Genomic DNA, 17,674 nt, shown 5'->3' with positions numbered 1-17,674 from the left:
CGAATTTGACCGCAAGACCCGGAGTGCCCGGCCAGACGGACGTACCTACAGTACAGTCATCGCAGTCCACTGGATGACGCCATGCAAACCTCCGCCCGCCCCGTATCGGACAACCCCCTCGTTGCACACGACCCGCGCTGGGCTCGCGTGCTGGCGCGCGATGCCTCTGCCGACGGGCAATTCGTCTATGCGGTGAAGACCACTGGCGTGTATTGCCAGCCGAGCAGCCCGTCGCGCCTGCCGCGCCCGGAAAACGTCGAATTCTTCGACACGCCTGCCGACGCAGAAGCCGCCGGTTACCGTCCGAGCCGCCGCGCTGCCCCGGATCAGACCACCGTGCGCGCGCAGCAAACCGCGCTTGTCGCGCAGGCCTGCCGCCGCATCGAGGCAGCCGACACACCGCCCACGCTCGACGCGCTCGCGCAAGACGCCGGCCTGAGCCCGTATCACTTCCATCGCCTGTTCAAGAGCGTCACGGGCCTCACGCCCAAGGGCTACGCCGATGCGCATCGCGCCCGCAAGCTGCGAGCGCAACTCGGGCGCGGCAGCACGACGGTCACCGAGGCCATTTACGACGCCGGGTTCAACGCGAGCAGCCGCTTCTACGAGGCGTCCGACAACGTGCTCGGCATGACAGCCAGCCGCTACCGCGCAGGCGGCGCCCAAACGACGATCCGCTTCGCGGTGGGCGAATGCTCGCTCGGTTCGATCCTGGTGGCGCAGAGCGATCGCGGCATCTGCGCGATCCTGATGGGCGACGACCCCGACGCCCTCGTGCGCGATCTGCAGGACACGTTCCGGAAGGCCGAACTCATCGGTGGCGATGCGGGCTTTGAAGACCTCGTGGCTCGCGTGGTGGGGCTGATCGAAGCGCCATCCATCGGGCTAGAGCTGCCGCTGGACGTGCGCGGCACTGCGTTCCAAGAACGCGTGTGGCAAGCGCTGCGCGAAGTCCCGCCGGGCAGCACCACAAGCTACGCCGAGATTGCCGCGCGCATCGGCGCACCCAAGGCGGTACGCGCAGTGGCGCAGGCCTGTGCGGCCAATCACATTGCGGTGGCCATCCCGTGCCACCGCGTGATCCGCCGAGACGGCAATACCTCGGGCTATCGCTGGGGCGTGGAGCGCAAGCTGGCGCTGCTGGAGCGCGAAGCGCAATCCGCCGCATGAAACCGCGTGAAAACGTGGACCCTCATCGGCGCCAGCGGCCAACCCTATGAGAGCGCCGCGCCCGGCACGCTGGGCGGGCATCGGCGGGCACGCATCTATGGCCGGCTCGATTGCGCGGCTGCACGCCGGGCCATTGCACGCGGCGGTTACGTGCGCCATCGCGTGTTCTTCCTCAACGAAGCCGACGCGCGTGCCGCAAGCTACCGGCCTTGCGCGGTGTGCATGCCGCAGGCGTATGCGGCATGGAAACGATCGGTCAGTTCCGGGTAAAGTCGTGGGCTGAACATCGCCGACACGCTCCGCACATCATGACCAAACCCCTTCTGCTTGCCGCGCTCACCGCTCTCGCGCTGGCGGGCTGTGGCCGCTCCGACGACGCGCACAAGCCTGCCGCGCCCGCTCCGGCTTCCGCACCTACAGCCTCGGCCCCCGGTGCATCCAGCGCGGCCAATGCGCCGGCCGCCAGCGCGCCCGCCGTCAGTGAAGCGGAACAGACCAAGGCCGTCGATCTGGCCCGCGCCGCCATCGACAAGTACAAGCTGACCACCCTGCCGCAGGATTGCCTGTCGTTCCTGGTAGACCGGGCCGATGACACCCACAACAGCGTCGAAGTGCTGGAAAACCACACGCCGGCGTGCGGCGGCGACCCGAACACCGCACCGCGCGTGGTCACGTTGCTCATCGACAAGAACACCGGCGCACTGCAGAAGGACGACCCGGCCACCGGCGAATACGTCCCGCTGAAATAAGCGCCCGCAAGACGACGCGCATAAAAAAACCGCCGAATGCATCGGCGGTTTTTTGTTGGTGCGAACCTCGCGTCAGACCACGATCGTCTGCGCTTCGCCCGCTTGGCGTGCGCGGATTTCGCCGATCTGGTAGACCGTCTCGCCCGCGTCCTTCAGGTGCGCGATGGCGGCCGGCGCGTCGGCTGCCGACACGATCACCACCATGCCGATGCCGCAGTTGAACACGCGGTGCATTTCGTCATCGGCCACGTTGCCGGCCTTCTGCAGCCACTGGAACAGCGGCGGCAGCGTCCATGCGTCCTTGTGCAGCACGGCGGTCAGGTTGTCTTGCAGCACGCGCGGCACGTTTTCGGTCAAACCACCGCCGGTGATGTGCGCCATGCCCTTGACGGTCAGCTTGTCGATCAGCGACAGCAGCGGCTTCACGTAGATGCGCGTCGGCGCCATGATGGCGTCCTGCAGGCGCTGGCCGTGGAAATCCGCATTCAGGTCCGGGCGCGACACCTCGATGATCTTGCGCACCAGCGAGTAGCCGTTCGAATGCGCCCCCGACGATGCCAGGCCCAGCACCACGTCGCCCTCGGCAATGGTCGTGCCGTCGATGATCTTGCGCTTTTCGACGGCGCCGACGGCAAAGCCGGCCAGGTCGTATTCGCCGTCCGGATACATGCTCGGCATTTCAGCGGTTTCGCCGCCGATCAGCGCGCAGCCAGCCAGCTCACAGCCCTGGGCGATGCCCTTGACCACGGTGGCGGCGGTGTCGACGTCGAGCTTGCCGCAGGCGAAGTAATCCAGGAAGAACAGCGGCTCGGCGCCCTGCACCAGGATGTCGTTCACGCTCATGGCGACCAGATCCTGGCCAACCGTGTCATGGCGGTTCAGCGCAAAGGCCAGCTTGAGCTTGGTGCCCACGCCGTCGGTACCGGACACCAGCACCGGCTCCTGATACTTCTTGGACAGCTCGAACAGCGCGCCGAAGCCGCCGATGCCGCCCAGCACGCCTTCGCGCATGGTGCGCTTGGCAAACGGCTTGATGCGGTCGACAAGGGCGTCACCCGCCTCGATGTCGACGCCCGCGTCGCGGTAAGACAGGCCGGTCGATGCGGATGGGGTTTCGGAAGCGCTCATACAGTCGTCTGAATTGAAAAAACCGGGAAAGAAAGCGAGACGGCGGCGGGAAGTCACAAAAATCGGACCCGCCCGTCCAGTAAAATCGCGATTTTACCGGATGCGGCCACCCCGATGGCCGCTTTTCCGACTCGTCCACCCCGCCATCGGAACCGTCGCCCCCCATGAACGCCCCCGTGCTGTCGCAGGAAACCAAGCGCACGCTCGCCTGGATCGCCGTGGCGCTTGTCTTCCTGGCCCTGCTCAAGGCGCTGGCGCCCACGCTGACGCCCTTCGTCTTCGCGTTCATCCTGTCGTACATCCTGCACCCGGGCGTGGAATGGCTGCAACGCCGCCGCGTGCCGCGGGTGCTGGGCGTGTTTTTGATGATTCTGGTGCTCTCGGTGGTGGGCGTGGCGCTGATGCTGCTGATCCTGGCGGTGCTGCAGCGTGAAATTCCGGCCATCCGGGAGCAACTGCCCGGCATGCTCGCCAAGCTCAACGCATTTCTGTCGCCCAAGCTGGACGAATTGGGTCTGCATGTCAGCTTTGATTTTCCGGGCCTGCGCGCGCTGCTCACCGAACAGCTCGCCGCCAGCCCGGACGACGTGGTGACCCGGGTGCTGACCTATCTGCGCGTGTCGGGCTCGGCAGCCATCCAGGTGCTGGGCATCTTCTTCCTGGTCCCAATCGTGATGTTCTACCTGCTGATGGACTGGAACATGCTCATGCGCCGGATCGAAACCGCCGTGCCGCGCCGCTGGCTGCCAAAAACGCGCGAACTGGCCGCCGAAACCGATGGCCTGCTTTCGCAGTACCTGCGCGGCCAGATCATCGTGATGCTGATGCTGGCGGTGTACTACTCGGCGGGGCTGGCACTGGCCGGCTTTGACGTGGCGCTGCCCGTAGGCATCTTCACGGGGCTGGCGGTGTTCATTCCGTACATCGGCTTTGGCGTAGGGCTCACACTGGCCATCCTTGCCGCACTGTTGCAGTTCGGCAACCTCTACGGCTTGCTGGCAGTCGCCGTGGTGTACGGCATCGGCCAGTTCCTGGAAAGCTTCTACCTGACGCCGCGTCTGGTGGGCGAACGCATCGGCCTGCACCCGCTGGCGGTCATCCTCGCCTTGCTGGCTTTTGGCCAATTGTTCGGTTTTTTCGGTATCCTCCTCGCCCTACCGATGAGTGCTGTGCTGCTGGTCGGTTTGCGGCAAATTCGGCAGCTTTACCTGGGCAGCCGGCTCTACCAGGACTGAAAGCCACTGAAGGCAACTGAAGGCAACTGAAAAGTACGGCGACTCCACTCCACGTTTCATGGCCACACCCGAACAGCTCCCGCTCGAACTCGGTGCGACACCCGCCCCGACCTTCGACAACTTCGTCGCCACCGGCAACGAAGAGGCGGTGCTGCGCCTGCGCGCCTTGATTCCACAGGTGGTGGACGGTACCGCCACAGATCGCCTGGTCTACCTCTGGGGCGAAGAAGGCAGCGGCCGCAGCCATCTGCTGCAGGCCATCTGCGCCCAGACCGAGGCTGGCGGTTACGAAGTCCGCACGCTGGAACCCGACGCCCCGCCCGAAGCCTTCGAATTCGACCCGACAATCACCGTCTGGACCATCGACGACGCCGAACGGCTGGACGAATGGGCGCAGATTGCCGTGTTCAACCTCGTCAATGAAGTGCGCGCGCATCCGCATGCCGCCATCGCCATCTCCGGGGCCGCCGCGCCGATGGCGATGCCGCTGCGTGAAGACCTGCGCACCCGCCTCGGCTGGGGCCTGGTCTACTGGCTGCGCCCACTGTCCGACGCCGACAAAGTGGAAGCCCTGCGCCAAGCCGCCCGCGAACGCGGCATGCAGCTCTCGGCCGACGTGCCGCAGTGGCTCGTGACGCACTCCTACCGCGACATGCCGAGCCTGATGGCCCTGCTGGACGCCCTCGACACCTATTCGCTGGCCCGCAAGCGCGCCGTCACCCTGCCGCTCGTGCGCGACATGCTCGCGCTGATGAAGTGAATCCGGGGGCTCGCGGGCCAGTGATGTAACGTTCGGGTAAAATCGCGCCCCATGAATCTGGCCCTCTTCGACCTCGATCACACCCTCATCCCCACCGACAGCGACCACGAGTGGGGACGTTTCCTCATCCGCCGCGGCGTGGTGGATGAAGCCGAATACCAGCGCAAGAACGATCAGTTCTATGCCGACTACAAAGCCGGCACGCTGGATATCCACGCGTTTCTGCGCTTTGCCCTGGCGCCGCTGGCCGCCCACCCGCGCGACACGCTCGCCCAGTGGCACGCCGAGTTCATGCACGACGTGATCCGTCCGAAGATCACGCCGCAGGCGCAAGCGCTGGTCTACAAGCACCTCGACGCCGGCGACCTGTGCTGTGTGGTGACCGCCACCAACAGCTTCGTCACCCGCCCGATTGCCGAGGCCTTCGGCATCGATCACCTCATCGCCACCGAACCGGCCACCGCCGACGGCAGCCCGGACAGCGCCTTCACCGGCGACGTGGCGGGCACACCGAGCTTTCGCGAGGGCAAGGTCGCGCGCGTGCACGAGTGGCTGGCCAACATGGGCCGCGGCTGGAGCGATTTCGAGCACAGCACCTTCTACAGCGATTCGGCCAACGACGTGCCGCTGTTGGAGGAAGTGACCGACCCCGTCGCCACCAACCCGGACGATACGCTGCGCAATCTGGCAGCCGCGCGCAACTGGCGCATCATGGATCTCTTCTAAGCAAGGCGCGGCGTGATCAAGAAACTCATCAATCGCCTGCTGGGCAAGACCTCCGCAGAGCCCCACGCCCCGGCAGAACCGGGAGCACCCGCCGCAAGGAAGGCCCGCACGCCCAAGGCACCCAAAACGGCCAAGGCGCGCACCAAGTCCGCTGGCGGCGTACCGCGTCAGGCGCGCGTGTGGAGCGTGGACGAGCACGGCATCGATCCGAAGCTGCTCTCGCGCAACGCGGTCAAGGTCACGTCCACGCTGCAGGAAGGCGGCTATAGCGCCTTCATCGTCGGCGGCGCCGTGCGCGACTTGCTGCTGGGCATCAAGCCGAAGGATTTCGATGTGGCGACCAACGCCACGCCCGAGCAGGTACAGGCGCTGTTCCGCCGTTCGCGCATCATCGGACGCCGTTTCCAGATCGTGCACGTCACGTTCTATGGCGGACGCGATCAGGAAATCATCGAAGTCTCGACCTTCCGCGCGCTTGTCGACGCGGTCGACGCCGAGCAGGTGCCCGCCGGCAAGCGCGTCAAGCGCACCGAGCTGGACCACCACACGCATGCGATCGACGCCAGCGGCCGTGTGCTGCGCGACAACGTCTGGGGCACCCAGGCCGAAGACGCCACCCGCCGCGACTTCACCGTCAACGCGATGTACTACGACCCCGCCGACGAAACCGTGCATGACTACCATCACGGCATGGAAGACATGCGCGCACGCACGCTGCGCATGATCGGCGATCCGCACACCCGCTACCGCGAAGATCCGGTACGCATGCTGCGCGTGGTGCGCTTCGCGGCCAAGACGGGCTTCGACATCGACGCCGACACGCGCGCGCCGATCGCGGAGCTGGGCCCGCTGATCCACAACGTGCCGGCCGCCCGCCTGTTCGACGAGATGTTGAAGCTGCTGATGTCGGGCCACGCCTGGGCCTCGCTGCAGGAGCTGCGCAAGGCGGGCCTGCACAGCGGCCTGCTGCCGCTGCTGGACGTCGCGCTGGAGCAGCCGATGGGCCAGCGCTTCGTGCAGCTCGCCCTCGACAACACCGACGATCGCGTCAAGGCCGGCAAGCCGGTTTCGCCGGGCTTCCTGTTTGCCTCGCTGCTATGGCATCACGTGGTCGAGCACTGGAACCGCCGCCGCGCTGCCGGCGAGCCGCTGATCCCCGCGCTGCACACCGCCATGGATGAAGTGCTCGACCGCCAGACCGAGCAGCTCGCCATCCAGCGCCGCTTCACCTCCGATATGAAGGAAATCTGGAGCATGCAACCGCGCTTTGAAAAGCGCTCGGGCCGCATGCCGTATCGGCTGCTGGAGTCGCCGCGCTTCCGTGCCGGCTACGACTTCCTCGCGCTGCGCTGTGCCTCGGGCGAATTGCCGCAAGAACTCGCCGACTGGTGGACCGACTTCCAGAACGGTGACGGCGAAGCCCGCGAAGCCCTCATGGCACAAGCCAAGCACGCCCCGAGCCCCTCCGCAAATACCGGTTCGGCCAGCCCGGGCAAGCGGCGTCGCCGCCGACGTGGTCCGGCAAAATCGGATACAGTCGGTGACGTCAATCCGGGAAGTTCGGAGGAAACGTGAAGACAGTGGCGTACATCGGCATCGGCGCCAACCTGGGCGACGCACGCCAGGCAGTGAAAGACGCCGTGGTCTGCCTCGCACAGCAGGTCGGCATCACCGTCACCGGCAAATCGAGCCTGTATCGCAGCGCGCCCGTGGAATCCAGCGGCGATGACTACATCAACGCCGTGGTGCGCATCGATACGCATTTCACTGCTGACCAACTGCTCCGCATCTGTCACCACATCGAAGACCAGTTTGGCCGCGAGCGCCCGTTTCACAATGCGCCGCGCACACTCGATCTGGACTTGCTGCTCTACGGCGACCACGTGCTCACCTCACCCGAGCTGACGGTGCCCCACCCGCGCGTGGGCCAACGCGCCTTTACCCTGCTGCCGCTGCATGAACTGGCGCCCGATCTCGTGATTCCGGGCATTGGCGCCGTGGCTGCACTGCTGCCCGGCGTGTCCGACCAGCGCATCGAAAAGACCACGATGTGCCAGTGCATGCGCGCCAAGCAGCCCGCCGCCTGATCACCCGAACCACGGACAAGCACCCGCCGATGGCACTGGATCACCTGCGCCGCATCGTTGTCGAAGGGCCCATTGGCGTAGGCAAGACCGCGCTGGCCCAGCGTCTGGCCGACCATCTGCGTGCGTCGACGCTGTTCGAAACGCCCGCCGAAAACGCCTTCATCGCCCGCTTCTACGAAGACCCCGCGCGCTATGCGCTGCCGGTGCAGCTGCGCTTCCTGCTGCAACGTGCCGAGCGCCTGAAGGCATGGCATAAGGCGACGCTCGCCGGTGAGCGCATCGTCGCCGACAGCTTCCTGCCACGCGACCGCCTGTTCGCCCACCTCACGCTACCGGCCGATGAACTCGCGCTGTACGACGCGATGGCCAATGCGCTGGCCCTGCCGCAACAGCGCATCGACCTCGTGATCTGCCTGCAAGCGCGCGCAGAAGACCTGCTGCCACGCGTCGCCCGTCGCGCCGTTCCTTACGAAACGGGCATCGATGCCGAGTACCTCGGACGCATCTGCGCCGCATACGGCGAGCTGTTTCTGTATTACGATGCCGCACCGACGATGATCGTCGACACCGCTGCCTTCGACCCCGCAGGCAACGACGACGATTTCCGTACCTTGCTCGCCCGCATCGACGCGATGCGCGGGCCCAAGGAATTCATCAAGCTGGCAACGCGCTAGTCGACGCACCGCATGGTCTGCGTGGGCGCTCGCGATGCCCCAATGAGTCTCAGCCCATGAGCTATCTCCAGGAATCGAACCGCAAGGCCGTCACGGTGACTTCGTTGCAGGCCATGCGGGCCGCCGGCGAGCGCATCGCCATGTTGACGGCCTACGACTCCAGCTTCGCCGCCCTGATGGATCGCAACGGCACCGACGTGCTGCTCGTCGGCGATTCGCTCGGCAACGTGATGCAGGGTCAGAAGACCACGCTGCCGGTCACGCTCGATCACATCGTCTATCACACCGAATGCGTGTCGCGCGGCATCGACAAGGCGCTGCTCGTGTCGGACCTGCCGTTTGGCACGTATGGCACGCCCGAACAGGCCTTCCACAGCGCGGTGCGCGTGATGCAGGCGGGCGCGCAGATGGTCAAGCTCGAGGGCGGCGTGTGGCTGGCGCCTACGATCAAGTTCCTCGTGGAACGCAGCATTCCGGTGTGCGCGCACATCGGCCTGACGCCGCAATCCGTGCATGCGTTTGGCGGCTTCAAAGTGCAGGGTCGCGGCGATGAAGCGGCCGCGCAACTGAAGGCCGACGCACTGGCCGTGCAGGATGCCGGCGCGCAGCTCGTCGTCATGGAAGCCATCCCGGCCGAGCTGGCCGGCGAAGTCACGCGCCTGCTGGCCATTCCCACCATCGGCATCGGCGCCGGGTTGGAGTGCTCGGGCCAGGTACTCGTGATGCACGACATGCTGGGCGTGTTCCCGGGGCATCGCCCCAAGTTCGTACGCAACTTCATGGACGGGCAGACCACCATCGATGGCGCCGTCGCCGCCTATGTGGCAGCCGTCAAGGACGGCTCGTTCCCCGGCCCGGAACACACTTTCGCCTGAGCGGCACCCGCATGGAAATCTGGTCGGCCACCGTCGACGCCTTCGCCCTGCTTGCCAGCGGCGACGCGGCGTTGTGGCTGATCGTCTGGGTATCGCTGAAGGTGGCGATTGCGGGGCTGCTGCTGGCGGCGCCCCCGGGTTTACTCATCGCCTACCTCATCGCCATGCACCGGTTTATGGGGCGCCGTGCGCTGGTGGTGCTGGCGCAGGCATCGCTGTCGTTTCCGACCGTGCTGATCGGGCTGCTGCTGTATCTGCTGCTTTCGCGGCAGGGGCCGCTGGGCAGCTTCGGACTGCTGTTCACACAGGGTGGGATGATCCTCGGGCAAGCGGTGCTTGGCCTGCCGGTGATCGTCGCGTTTGCACTGACGACGCTTGAACGCGCTGATCCGCGTCTCGCCGAGACAGCGCGTGTGCTTGGCGCCGGACGCGTCCGGTTACTGCTGACCGTCTTTCGTGAATTGCGCTTCGGCTTAATGGCGGCCGTGGTGGCCGGCTTTGGGCGCGTGATCGCCGAAGTGGGCTCGGCGCTGATGGTCGGCGGCAACATCGAAGGCGTCACGCGCACCATGACCACGGCGATTGCGCTGGAAACAAGCAAGGGCGAATTCGCGCAGGGCATCGCGCTGGGCATCGTGCTGATCGTGCTGGCACTGCTCGTCAACCTTGGGTTGGCGTGGCTGCAGGGCGCCGGCAACTATGGCGGGGGCCGGCATGCGCAGTAAGCGCAGACACCACCCAGACCGGACGATCAAGACGGATCGGGAGGCGGCCGCATGAACACAACGTCGCAACCCGCGATGGTGTTTGAAGGCTTGCGCTGCCAGCACGGCGCGCGCGTGCTGTTCGAGATTCCGCGCTTGGCGCTGTCGGCTGGGCACGCGATTGTCATCACGGGCGCAAACGGCGTCGGCAAGACAACGCTGCTGCGCATGCTGGCCGGGCTTGCACCCGCCAATGGCGCGACCGTCGATATGGGGCAAGGGCGGCAGGCGCTGTCGCCCTACCCGGCCGAGCTGCGCGCGCGGCTGACCTACGTGCACCAGCACCCCTATCTGTTCCGCACGTCGGTACGCGCGAATCTTGCCTATGGGCTGACCACAGGCGCACACCGCGTGGCGCACGCGGAGCTGGCCGAGCGTGTCGAAGATGCGCTCCGCTGGGCGGGCCTGCAGCACGTGGTCGATGTGCCGCCCGAACGCTTGTCCGGTGGCGAGACGCAACGCCTCGCACTGGCGCGGGCTCGCGCGCTGCACACCGATGTGCTGCTGCTCGACGAACCGACTTCGAACCTGGACGGCGCCGCGCGCGAGCAAGTCATTGCACTGGTGGGAGAACTGGCAGCGGAAGGCCGCTCGCTGCTGATGGTCTGCCACGACCGCGAACTGATCAACCTGCCCGGCGTGGCCCGCTGGAAGTTAGAGCACGTCGACGGTCAGGGGCGGCTCGAAATGCGCGGGCACCACGCCGCGTAGGGCGTTGCATACCGCAATGGCCTCGGCGCGGGCAACATCGGCGCGCGTGAGCGAACGCTCCTGCAGCGGCCCATCAAGCCACGGTGAAGCGTCTTTCAACAGCACGGCACGCATCACGCCCGGCAAGACGCCCGCGGACTGCGGCGGCGTCCACCACGCACCATCGAGCTTGACCAGCAGCGTGCTGCGCCCGCCTTCGGCCAACTTGCCATCGGCGTTGAAGAACACGGTATCGAATGCACCTGCGCGTTCGGCCGCTTGCCAAGCAGCGTCATAGCCTGCGCGCAACGTGGTCTTGTGCGTCGGCAGACTGTGCGTGACCTCGCGCGGTTGCGCGGCAACGAGCAGACGTACAGGCGCATCCCAGCTCGCATGCAGCGGCGACAGGGGCACCGCCGATACGTTCGCCGCACCGTCCGGCGTCAGCAACAGGCGCATGCGATAAGCGCCCTCGCCTTCCAGCGATGCGCACATGCGCGCCACGTCATCCGCCAGCGCAATTCGATCGAAGGGGAAGCCGAATGCGGCCGCAGAACGCTCCAGCCGCGCCAGATGCCAATCCAGGAGCGCCACACCATCGCGCGTCGCACGCATTGTCTCGAACAATGACAACCCGGGGTCGAGCGCCGTCACGAAACGCGCCTTCAGTTGGCACTCGGCGTACTCTTCATCGGCGATGCTGTCATGCACGATGCCGGAGCCGATGCCGAGTTCGCCACGACGCAGGCCGTCGGTGCCGGGCGCGCCGAGCACCAGCGTGCGGATCGCCACCGAAAAGCATGCGTCGCCCATCGCGCGATCATCGGCAGGCGCATCGATCCAGCCGATGGCGCCGGTGTACAGGCCACGCGGCTCTGGCTCCAGCGTATCGATGATCTCCATCGTCCGCCGCTTGGGCGCCCCAGTGATGGAACCGCACGGAAACAGCGCTCGCAGGCAATCAGCAAGGCCGGTGGTGGGCGGGATCTCTGCCTTCACGGTCGACGTCATCTGGAGCACGCTGCCGAACGGCGTCACCTCGAACAGCGCCGGCACATGCACGGAACCGGCACGCGCGAGGCGGCCCAGATCATTGCGCAACAGGTCGACGATCATCAGGTTCTCGGCGCGGTTCTTCTCGTCGGCGGCCAGCGCAGTGGCACGGGCTTCGTCGATTTCGACATTGCCTGTGGCGGGCGCAGTACCTTTCATCGGCCGCGCGACAAGCTGGCCCGCGTGATGCGAAAAGAACAGCTCCGGCGAGCACGACAGAATCGCACCGCCCTCCGGCAGCGCGATGAATGCGCCGTAGGGCACGGGCTGGCGCGCGCGCAGGCGCCGATACAGCGCCGCCGGTGCGCCAAACGCAGTCATGCGCAGGCGGTACGTGTAGTTGACTTCGTAGGTATCGCCCGCCGCAATCCAGTCGTGGATGCGCGCGATGGCGTCGGTGTAGGTGGCGCGATCGACGCTGGCCGCACAGTCGAACAGGCCCGCTGCGCCCGTTGCATCGGGCCACGCGTCGAACAACGTATCGACTTCCGCCGGCGACAGCATCTGCATCGCGCGAAACAGCAGCACGCGCAGGCGGCCGTCGTGGCCAGGCAATGAGGAAGAGGTTTCGGTGGAAGCCGGCAGGCCGACCAGCGGCCCACCAAACTCATACGGCGCAACGATCAGGGCATGCAAACCCTGGCGCCAGGCAGCACGAAGATCGTCGTCCAGCCCATCCAGCATGCCGGCCGGCCGGAAGAACTCGCCAGCATAACCGGTGTACCAGCGCGAGCACGGCGTGCCGCCCGAGGTGGCATCGTCGAGCAGCGCGAACGGCGCGCCTGCGTCTGGCGCTTGGAGCGGCTGCATGACGAAGTCCTGAGCGAAGAGTTGGTGTTTAAGAAGCCTCGAAAAGCGTAGCGAGCGGCCCGAGGTTGGTACGAGAAGCGCAGCCGTACATCGGTACGGCGAGCATCACAGTGCCAAGATCGGGCTGCGCAGTAGCTTTGCGCGGCTTCTTACGAGGAGAAGAAGTTCTTCACCTTGTCTAGCCACGACTGCTCTTGCGGGCTGTGCCGCGAGCCGCCTTCGTGCACGGACTTGTCGAACTGCTTGAGCAGATCCTTCTGGTGCTCCGTCAGCTTGACCGGTGTCTCGATGTTGATATGCACATAGAGATCGCCTGCATAGCCCGAACGCACGCCCTTGATGCCCTTGCCGCGCAGGCGGAACGTCTTGCCGGCCTGCGTGCCTTCCGGCACCGTGAACGAAGCGCGACCGCCCAGCGTCGGCACTTCGATGTCGCCGCCAATGGCTGCCGTTGCAAACGAGATCGGCATCTGGCAATGCAGATCATCGCCGTCGCGCTCGAACACTGCGTGCTGCTTGATGTGGATTTCCACATACAGGTCGCCCGGGGGGCCGCCGTTGATGCCCGGCTCGCCGTTGCCCGAGGAGCGGATGCGCATGCCTTCGTCGATGCCGGCCGGAATCTTCACTTCCAGCGTCTTCTGGCTCTTCAACTTGCCCTGGCCGTGGCACTTGGTACACGGCTTGGGGATGTACTTGCCGCTGCCGTGGCACTTCGGGCAAGTCTGCTGCATCGTGAAGAAACCCTGCGACACACGCACCTGACCGGCGCCGTGGCACGTTGGGCAGGTCTCCACGCTGGAACCTGGCTCCGCGCCCTTGCCGTGACAGTGGTCGCACTCGTCCCAGTGCGGCACGCGAATCTGCGTGTCGTAGCCATGCGCAGCCTGCTCCAGCGTGATCTCCATGCTGTAGCGCAGATCAGCGCCGCGATACATCTGCGGGCCACTACCGCGGCGGCCGCCCTGGCCCTGGGCCTGGCCGAAAATATCGCCAAAGATGTCGCCAAAGGCCTCGGCAAAGCCGCCGCCAAAACCTGCGCCGCCTGCGCCAAAGCCGCCGGCCATGTTCGGGTCGACACCCGCGTGGCCGTACTGGTCGTAGGCAGCCTTCTTCTCGGCATCGGAGAGCATCTCGTAGGCCTCTTTGGCCTCCTTGAACTTGTCTTCCGCTTCCTTGCTGTCCGGATTGCGGTCCGGGTGGTACTTCATCGCGAGCTTGCGATACGCCTTCTTGATCTCGTCGTCGCTCGCGTTCTTACCCACCCCGAGCACTTCGTAGTAATCACGTTTTGCCATGGTGGCTTCAGTCGTCGCCTGTTTTTACTGCGTGTCGAATAGCAAAAAAGCCGAGCGTGACATCAGGTGCGTCCCGCACAACCCGATGATCACTGCCCGGCGTACCCTCACGTCCGCCTGGCGGACGATGTGGCTTACTTCTTGTCGTTCACTTCCTTGAACTCGGCGTCGACGACGTTATCGTCGTGCGGTGCGCCTTGTCCGGCTTGCGCGCCTGCCTGGGCACCGGCAGCGGCTTGTTCCGCACCGCCGGCTTCGCCCTTGGCTTGCATGTCGGCGTAGACCTTCTCGCCGAGCTTCTGCGAGGCGGTTGCCAGCGCTTCGGTCTTGGCGTCGATCGCGGCCTTGTCGGTCCCCTTCAGGGTCTCTTCAAGTTCCTTGATCGCGGCTTCGATCTTGTCCTTCTCGCCAGCTTCCAGCTTGTCGCCGTACTCGCCCAGTGCCTTCTTGGTCGAGTGCACCAGCGCTTCACCCTGATTTCGGGAGTCGACCAGTTCGCGCAGCTTCTTGTCTTCCTCGGCGTTGGCCTCGGCGTCCTTCACCATGCGCTCGATCTCGGCTTCCGACAGGCCGGAGCTTGCCTTGATCGTGATCTTGTTTTCCTTGCCGGTCGCCTTGTCCTTGGCGCCCACGTGCAGAATGCCGTTGGCGTCGATGTCGAACGACACTTCAATCTGCGGCGTACCGCGCGGTGCCGGCGGAATGCCTTCCAGGTTGAATTCGCCCAGCATCTTGTTGCCGGAAGCCATCTCGCGCTCGCCCTGGTAGACCTTGATCGTCACGGCCGGCTGATTGTCGTCGGCGGTCGAGAAAGTCTGCGAGAACTTGGTCGGGATGGTCGTGTTCTTGCCGATCATCTTGGTCATCACGCCACCCAGCGTTTCGATGCCCAGCGACAGCGGCGTCACGTCCAGCAGCAGCACGTCGGTACGGTCACCGCCCAGCACCTGACCCTGGATGGCGGCGCCCACAGCAACGGCCTCGTCCGGGTTCACGTCCTTGCGGGCTTCCTTGCCGAAGAACTCCTTCACCTTCTCCTGCACCTTCGGCATACGCGTCATGCCGCCGACCAGGATCACGTCGTGGATGTCCGACACCTTCACGCCGGCATCCTTGATAGCGGTGCGGCACGGATCGATCGTACGGGCGATCAGGTCTTCGACCAGCGCTTCGAGCTTGGCGCGCGTGATCTTCAGGTTCAAGTGCTTCGGGCCCGAGGCATCGGCCGTGATGTACGGCAGGTTGATTTCGGTCTGTTGCGTGCTCGACAGCTCGATCTTGGCCTTTTCAGCGGCTTCCTTCAGGCGTTGCAGCGCAAGCACGTCCTTCGACAGGTCAACGCCCTGCTCCTTCTTGAACTCGCCGATGATGTAATCGATGATGCGCTGGTCGAAGTCTTCGCCGCCCAGGAACGTATCGCCGTTGGTCGACAGCACTTCGAATTGCTTCTCGCCGTCCACGTCGGCAATCTCGATGATCGAGATGTCGAACGTACCGCCGCCCAGGTCATACACCGCGATCTTGCGGTCGCCCTTCTCGTTCTTGTCCAGGCCGAATGCCAGCGCAGCCGCGGTCGGCTCGTTGATGATGCGCTTGACGTCCAGACCGGCGATGCGGCCGGCGTCCTTGGTGGCTTGGCGCTGCGAATCGTTGAAGTAGGCCGGCACCGTGATCACGGCTTCGGTCACTTCCTCGCCCAGGTAATCCTCGGCGGTTTTCTTCATCTTGCGCAGGGTTTCAGCCGAAATTTGCGGCGGTGCCAGCTTCTGGCCGCGCACTTCCACCCAGGCGTCGCCGTTGTCGGCCTTGGTGATGGTGTACGGCATCAGGCCGATGTCCTTCTGGACTTCCTTCTCTTCAAACTTGCGGCCGATCAGGCGCTTGACAGCGTACAGCGTGTTCTTCGGGTTGGTCACCGCCTGGCGCTTGGCCGGGGCACCGACCAGGATCTCGCCGTCTTCCATGTAAGCGATGATCGACGGGGTGGTGCGAGCGCCTTCTGCGTTCTCGATCACCTTGGGGGTGTTGCCCTCCATGATGGAGACGCAGCTGTTGGTGGTACCAAGGTCGATACCGATGATTTTGCCCATGTTCTTGCTCCTCGAATCTGGTGTCAGGACTGCACTGAATACAAACTTGGATCGGATGTGGGAGTGCCGTCCGGCTTTTCAAGGCCGAATTTTGAAAAGTTGAGCATTTTGGCCGGTTTTTCTTGGGAAAGCACCCGAAAACGTGCGCTCCCAGGCAAAAACGCGTGTTTTGAACGCCCAGAGCCGCAAACCGGGCACAAAAGGCGTGGGTGGTACCCTTGCGCGCATTGCCACTCGCCGGACGCCAACCCGGCTTTTGCGCCCATGCCTTTGCACCCTCTCCGAGCCATTCTTGGCGCTGCCCTGCTTGCCGCATGCGCCGTGCCCTCCGCCGATGCCGCCGTTGCCCTGCTCCAGCCCTCCCGCCGCGTCAACGCCAACCAGCCCTTCACCCTGACCCTCGTCATTTCGGGCGATGCCGCTCAGCGCAGCTATGCCGTCCCGGCCCAGCTGCGCGTAACGGCCAGCGCTGATCTGCAGGGCCCGGTAGAAGTGACTCTTGATCGACACAATGCCGGCGCCGAAACCCTTCACCTGCGTCCGGGCCAGGTCCGCACCGTCACCTACACCGGCACGCTGCCCGAGGTGCTGCGCGGTACGGTTCGGATCGACGTGCCGGATCTGGATGCGGCGCCGGTTCTGGTGACACTCGTGCGCGGCGCAGACGCCCCGCAGATTGCCGCCGATGGCGCCCCCACTGGCGCCGCCCGCAACGCCGCCGCCGAAGCGACCCGCCCCGGGGGGGCACTGGGCACCAACCCGAGTGCGCCCCCTGCCAATGCAGCCGCTACCTCACCCATTCCCGTGGCAGTGGCTGGCAGTGGCGAGGCATCCCGCCCGCCCGAAGACACCGCGCGCCTGACTTTCCACGAACCCATGTTCGCCGCAGTGGGCGCGCACGGGGGCCTGAACGCCAAGTTCCAGTTGAGCTTCAAATTTCGGATTTTTCAGCCAGAGAACCCGGCATCGGCAGCACTGCTGGATAACGTGTACTTCGGTTATACGCAGTTCTCGCTGTGGGATGTGGGCAAGGAATCGGCGCCGTTCCGCGATACGAACTACCGGCCCAGCGTGTTCTATTACCGGCCCGATACGGGCATCCATGGCGGCGCCCTCACGCGGCTATCGTTCGCAGGCGGCATCGAGCACGAATCGAATGGCCGCGACGGCGACGCCTCACGCGCCATCAACACCGTGTTCGTACGCCCGACGTTCCACTTCGGTGATCTGAACGACTACCACTGGAAGTTCGAGCCGAAGCTGTACGCGTACCTCACGCGCACCGGCAACACCGACATCGCGCACTACCGTGGTTTTGGCGATTTCCGCGTGTCCTACGGCGCGCCCAACGGCTGGGAGTTGGCCGCCACGCTGCGCAAAGGCACCCGCAAGGCCTACGGCAGCGTCGACGCGCAATTGACGTATCCGATGAGCCGGATCTTCACCGGCACGGCCGGCTACCTGTTCATCCAGTATTTCACCGGCTACGGCGAGAGCCTGCTCGACTACAACCACAAGCTGGGCTCGCAGTTGCGTGTCGGGTACAGCCTCTCGCGATAGGACGC

Annotated in this window: 17 protein-coding genes; 13 read left to right on the top strand and 4 right to left on the bottom strand. The window is 65.3% G+C overall.

Annotated elements, in window-relative coordinates:
• The first annotated feature begins 81 nt into the window (after positions 1 to 81).
• From ada to DOD19_RS02135, 3 genes are read left to right on the top strand one after another with little or no spacing between them, the layout of a single operon-like run.
• Complete coding sequence (gene ada / locus DOD19_RS02145; RefSeq protein WP_112183769.1) at positions 82 to 1,170, top strand: bifunctional DNA-binding transcriptional regulator/O6-methylguanine-DNA methyltransferase Ada; 1,089 nt, start codon at positions 82 to 84, stop codon at positions 1,168 to 1,170.
• A gap of 6 nt (positions 1,171 to 1,176) precedes the next feature.
• On the top strand, positions 1,177 to 1,440 hold the full coding sequence (locus DOD19_RS02140; RefSeq protein WP_024974851.1) for an Ada metal-binding domain-containing protein: 264 nt from the start codon (positions 1,177 to 1,179) through the stop codon (positions 1,438 to 1,440).
• Positions 1,441 to 1,478: 38 nt separating this feature from the next.
• Complete coding sequence (locus DOD19_RS02135; RefSeq protein WP_112183767.1) at positions 1,479 to 1,919, top strand: hypothetical protein; 441 nt, start codon at positions 1,479 to 1,481, stop codon at positions 1,917 to 1,919.
• Positions 1,920 to 1,991: 72 nt separating this feature from the next.
• Here the strand turns inward: DOD19_RS02135 and purM are convergent, their stop codons facing one another.
• Complete coding sequence (gene purM, locus DOD19_RS02130) at positions 1,992 to 3,047, bottom strand: phosphoribosylformylglycinamidine cyclo-ligase (RefSeq protein ID WP_024974849.1); 1,056 nt, start codon at positions 3,045 to 3,047, stop codon at positions 1,992 to 1,994.
• A 164-nt stretch (positions 3,048 to 3,211) separates the two neighbouring features.
• Between purM and DOD19_RS02125 the strand changes: the two genes are divergently transcribed.
• The 9 genes from DOD19_RS02125 to DOD19_RS02085 are packed head-to-tail and all read left to right on the top strand — an operon-like array spanning position 3,212 to position 10,879.
• Positions 3,212 to 4,282, top strand: a complete 1,071-nt coding sequence (locus DOD19_RS02125) for an AI-2E family transporter (protein WP_024974848.1) — start codon at positions 3,212 to 3,214, stop codon at positions 4,280 to 4,282.
• Between the two features lie 58 nt (positions 4,283 to 4,340).
• Positions 4,341 to 5,042, top strand: a complete 702-nt coding sequence (hda, locus tag DOD19_RS02120) for a DnaA regulatory inactivator Hda (protein WP_004631704.1) — start codon at positions 4,341 to 4,343, stop codon at positions 5,040 to 5,042.
• 51 nt (positions 5,043 to 5,093) lie between these two features.
• Positions 5,094 to 5,768, top strand: coding sequence for an HAD family hydrolase (locus DOD19_RS02115; RefSeq protein ID WP_024974847.1), 675 nt, complete (start codon positions 5,094 to 5,096; stop codon positions 5,766 to 5,768).
• Positions 5,769 to 5,780: 12 nt separating this feature from the next.
• The gene (pcnB, locus tag DOD19_RS02110) at positions 5,781 to 7,343 is read left to right on the top strand and encodes a polynucleotide adenylyltransferase PcnB (protein ID WP_112183765.1); all 1,563 of its coding nucleotides are present in this window, start codon (positions 5,781 to 5,783) and stop codon (positions 7,341 to 7,343) included.
• A complete protein-coding gene (gene folK, locus DOD19_RS02105) occupies positions 7,340 to 7,855 on the top strand; it encodes a 2-amino-4-hydroxy-6-hydroxymethyldihydropteridine diphosphokinase (protein ID WP_024974845.1) in 516 nt (171 codons plus the stop codon). Before pcnB ends, folK begins: the two co-directional genes overlap by 4 nt.
• 29 nt (positions 7,856 to 7,884) lie before the next feature.
• Complete coding sequence (locus DOD19_RS02100) at positions 7,885 to 8,529, top strand: deoxynucleoside kinase (protein ID WP_024974844.1); 645 nt, start codon at positions 7,885 to 7,887, stop codon at positions 8,527 to 8,529.
• A gap of 56 nt (positions 8,530 to 8,585) precedes the next feature.
• Positions 8,586 to 9,404, top strand: a complete 819-nt coding sequence (gene panB, locus DOD19_RS02095) for a 3-methyl-2-oxobutanoate hydroxymethyltransferase (protein WP_112183763.1) — start codon at positions 8,586 to 8,588, stop codon at positions 9,402 to 9,404.
• A gap of 11 nt (positions 9,405 to 9,415) precedes the next feature.
• Positions 9,416 to 10,129, top strand: a complete 714-nt coding sequence (locus tag DOD19_RS02090; RefSeq protein ID WP_112183762.1) for an ABC transporter permease — start codon at positions 9,416 to 9,418, stop codon at positions 10,127 to 10,129.
• 51 nt (positions 10,130 to 10,180) lie between these two features.
• Entirely contained in the window at positions 10,181 to 10,879 is a 699-nt protein-coding gene (locus DOD19_RS02085; protein ID WP_024974841.1) for an energy-coupling factor ABC transporter ATP-binding protein, read from the top strand.
• Here the strand turns inward: DOD19_RS02085 and DOD19_RS02080 are convergent.
• The 3 genes from DOD19_RS02080 to dnaK form a co-directional block, all read right to left on the bottom strand.
• Positions 10,823 to 12,721, bottom strand: coding sequence for a bifunctional anthranilate synthase component I family protein/class IV aminotransferase (locus DOD19_RS02080; protein ID WP_112183760.1), 1,899 nt, complete (start codon positions 12,719 to 12,721; stop codon positions 10,823 to 10,825). The genes DOD19_RS02085 and DOD19_RS02080 overlap by 57 nt on opposite strands.
• Before the next feature lie 149 nt (positions 12,722 to 12,870).
• Positions 12,871 to 14,019: a molecular chaperone DnaJ gene (gene dnaJ / locus DOD19_RS02075; RefSeq protein ID WP_024974839.1), complete on the bottom strand. Its 1,149-nt coding sequence runs from the start codon at positions 14,017 to 14,019 to the stop codon at positions 12,871 to 12,873.
• Positions 14,020 to 14,153: 134 nt separating this feature from the next.
• Positions 14,154 to 16,109 (bottom strand): molecular chaperone DnaK, encoded by a 1,956-nt coding sequence (dnaK, locus tag DOD19_RS02070; RefSeq protein ID WP_024974838.1) that lies wholly within the window; start codon positions 16,107 to 16,109, stop codon positions 14,154 to 14,156.
• 264 nt (positions 16,110 to 16,373) lie between these two features.
• On the opposite strand from dnaK, the gene DOD19_RS02065 reads away from it, so the two are divergent.
• Positions 16,374 to 17,669, top strand: coding sequence for a phospholipase A (locus DOD19_RS02065; RefSeq protein WP_112183758.1), 1,296 nt, complete (start codon positions 16,374 to 16,376; stop codon positions 17,667 to 17,669).
• Positions 17,670 to 17,674: the final 5 nt, after the last annotated feature.

The sequence above is a fragment of the Ralstonia sp. GX3-BWBA genome (assembly GCF_003290055.1).
Classification (GTDB): Bacteria; Pseudomonadota; Gammaproteobacteria; order Burkholderiales; family Burkholderiaceae; genus Ralstonia; species Ralstonia holmesii.
Note: the sequence above shows the minus strand (reverse complement) of the source record. Positions and strands in the feature narration are given on the sequence as shown.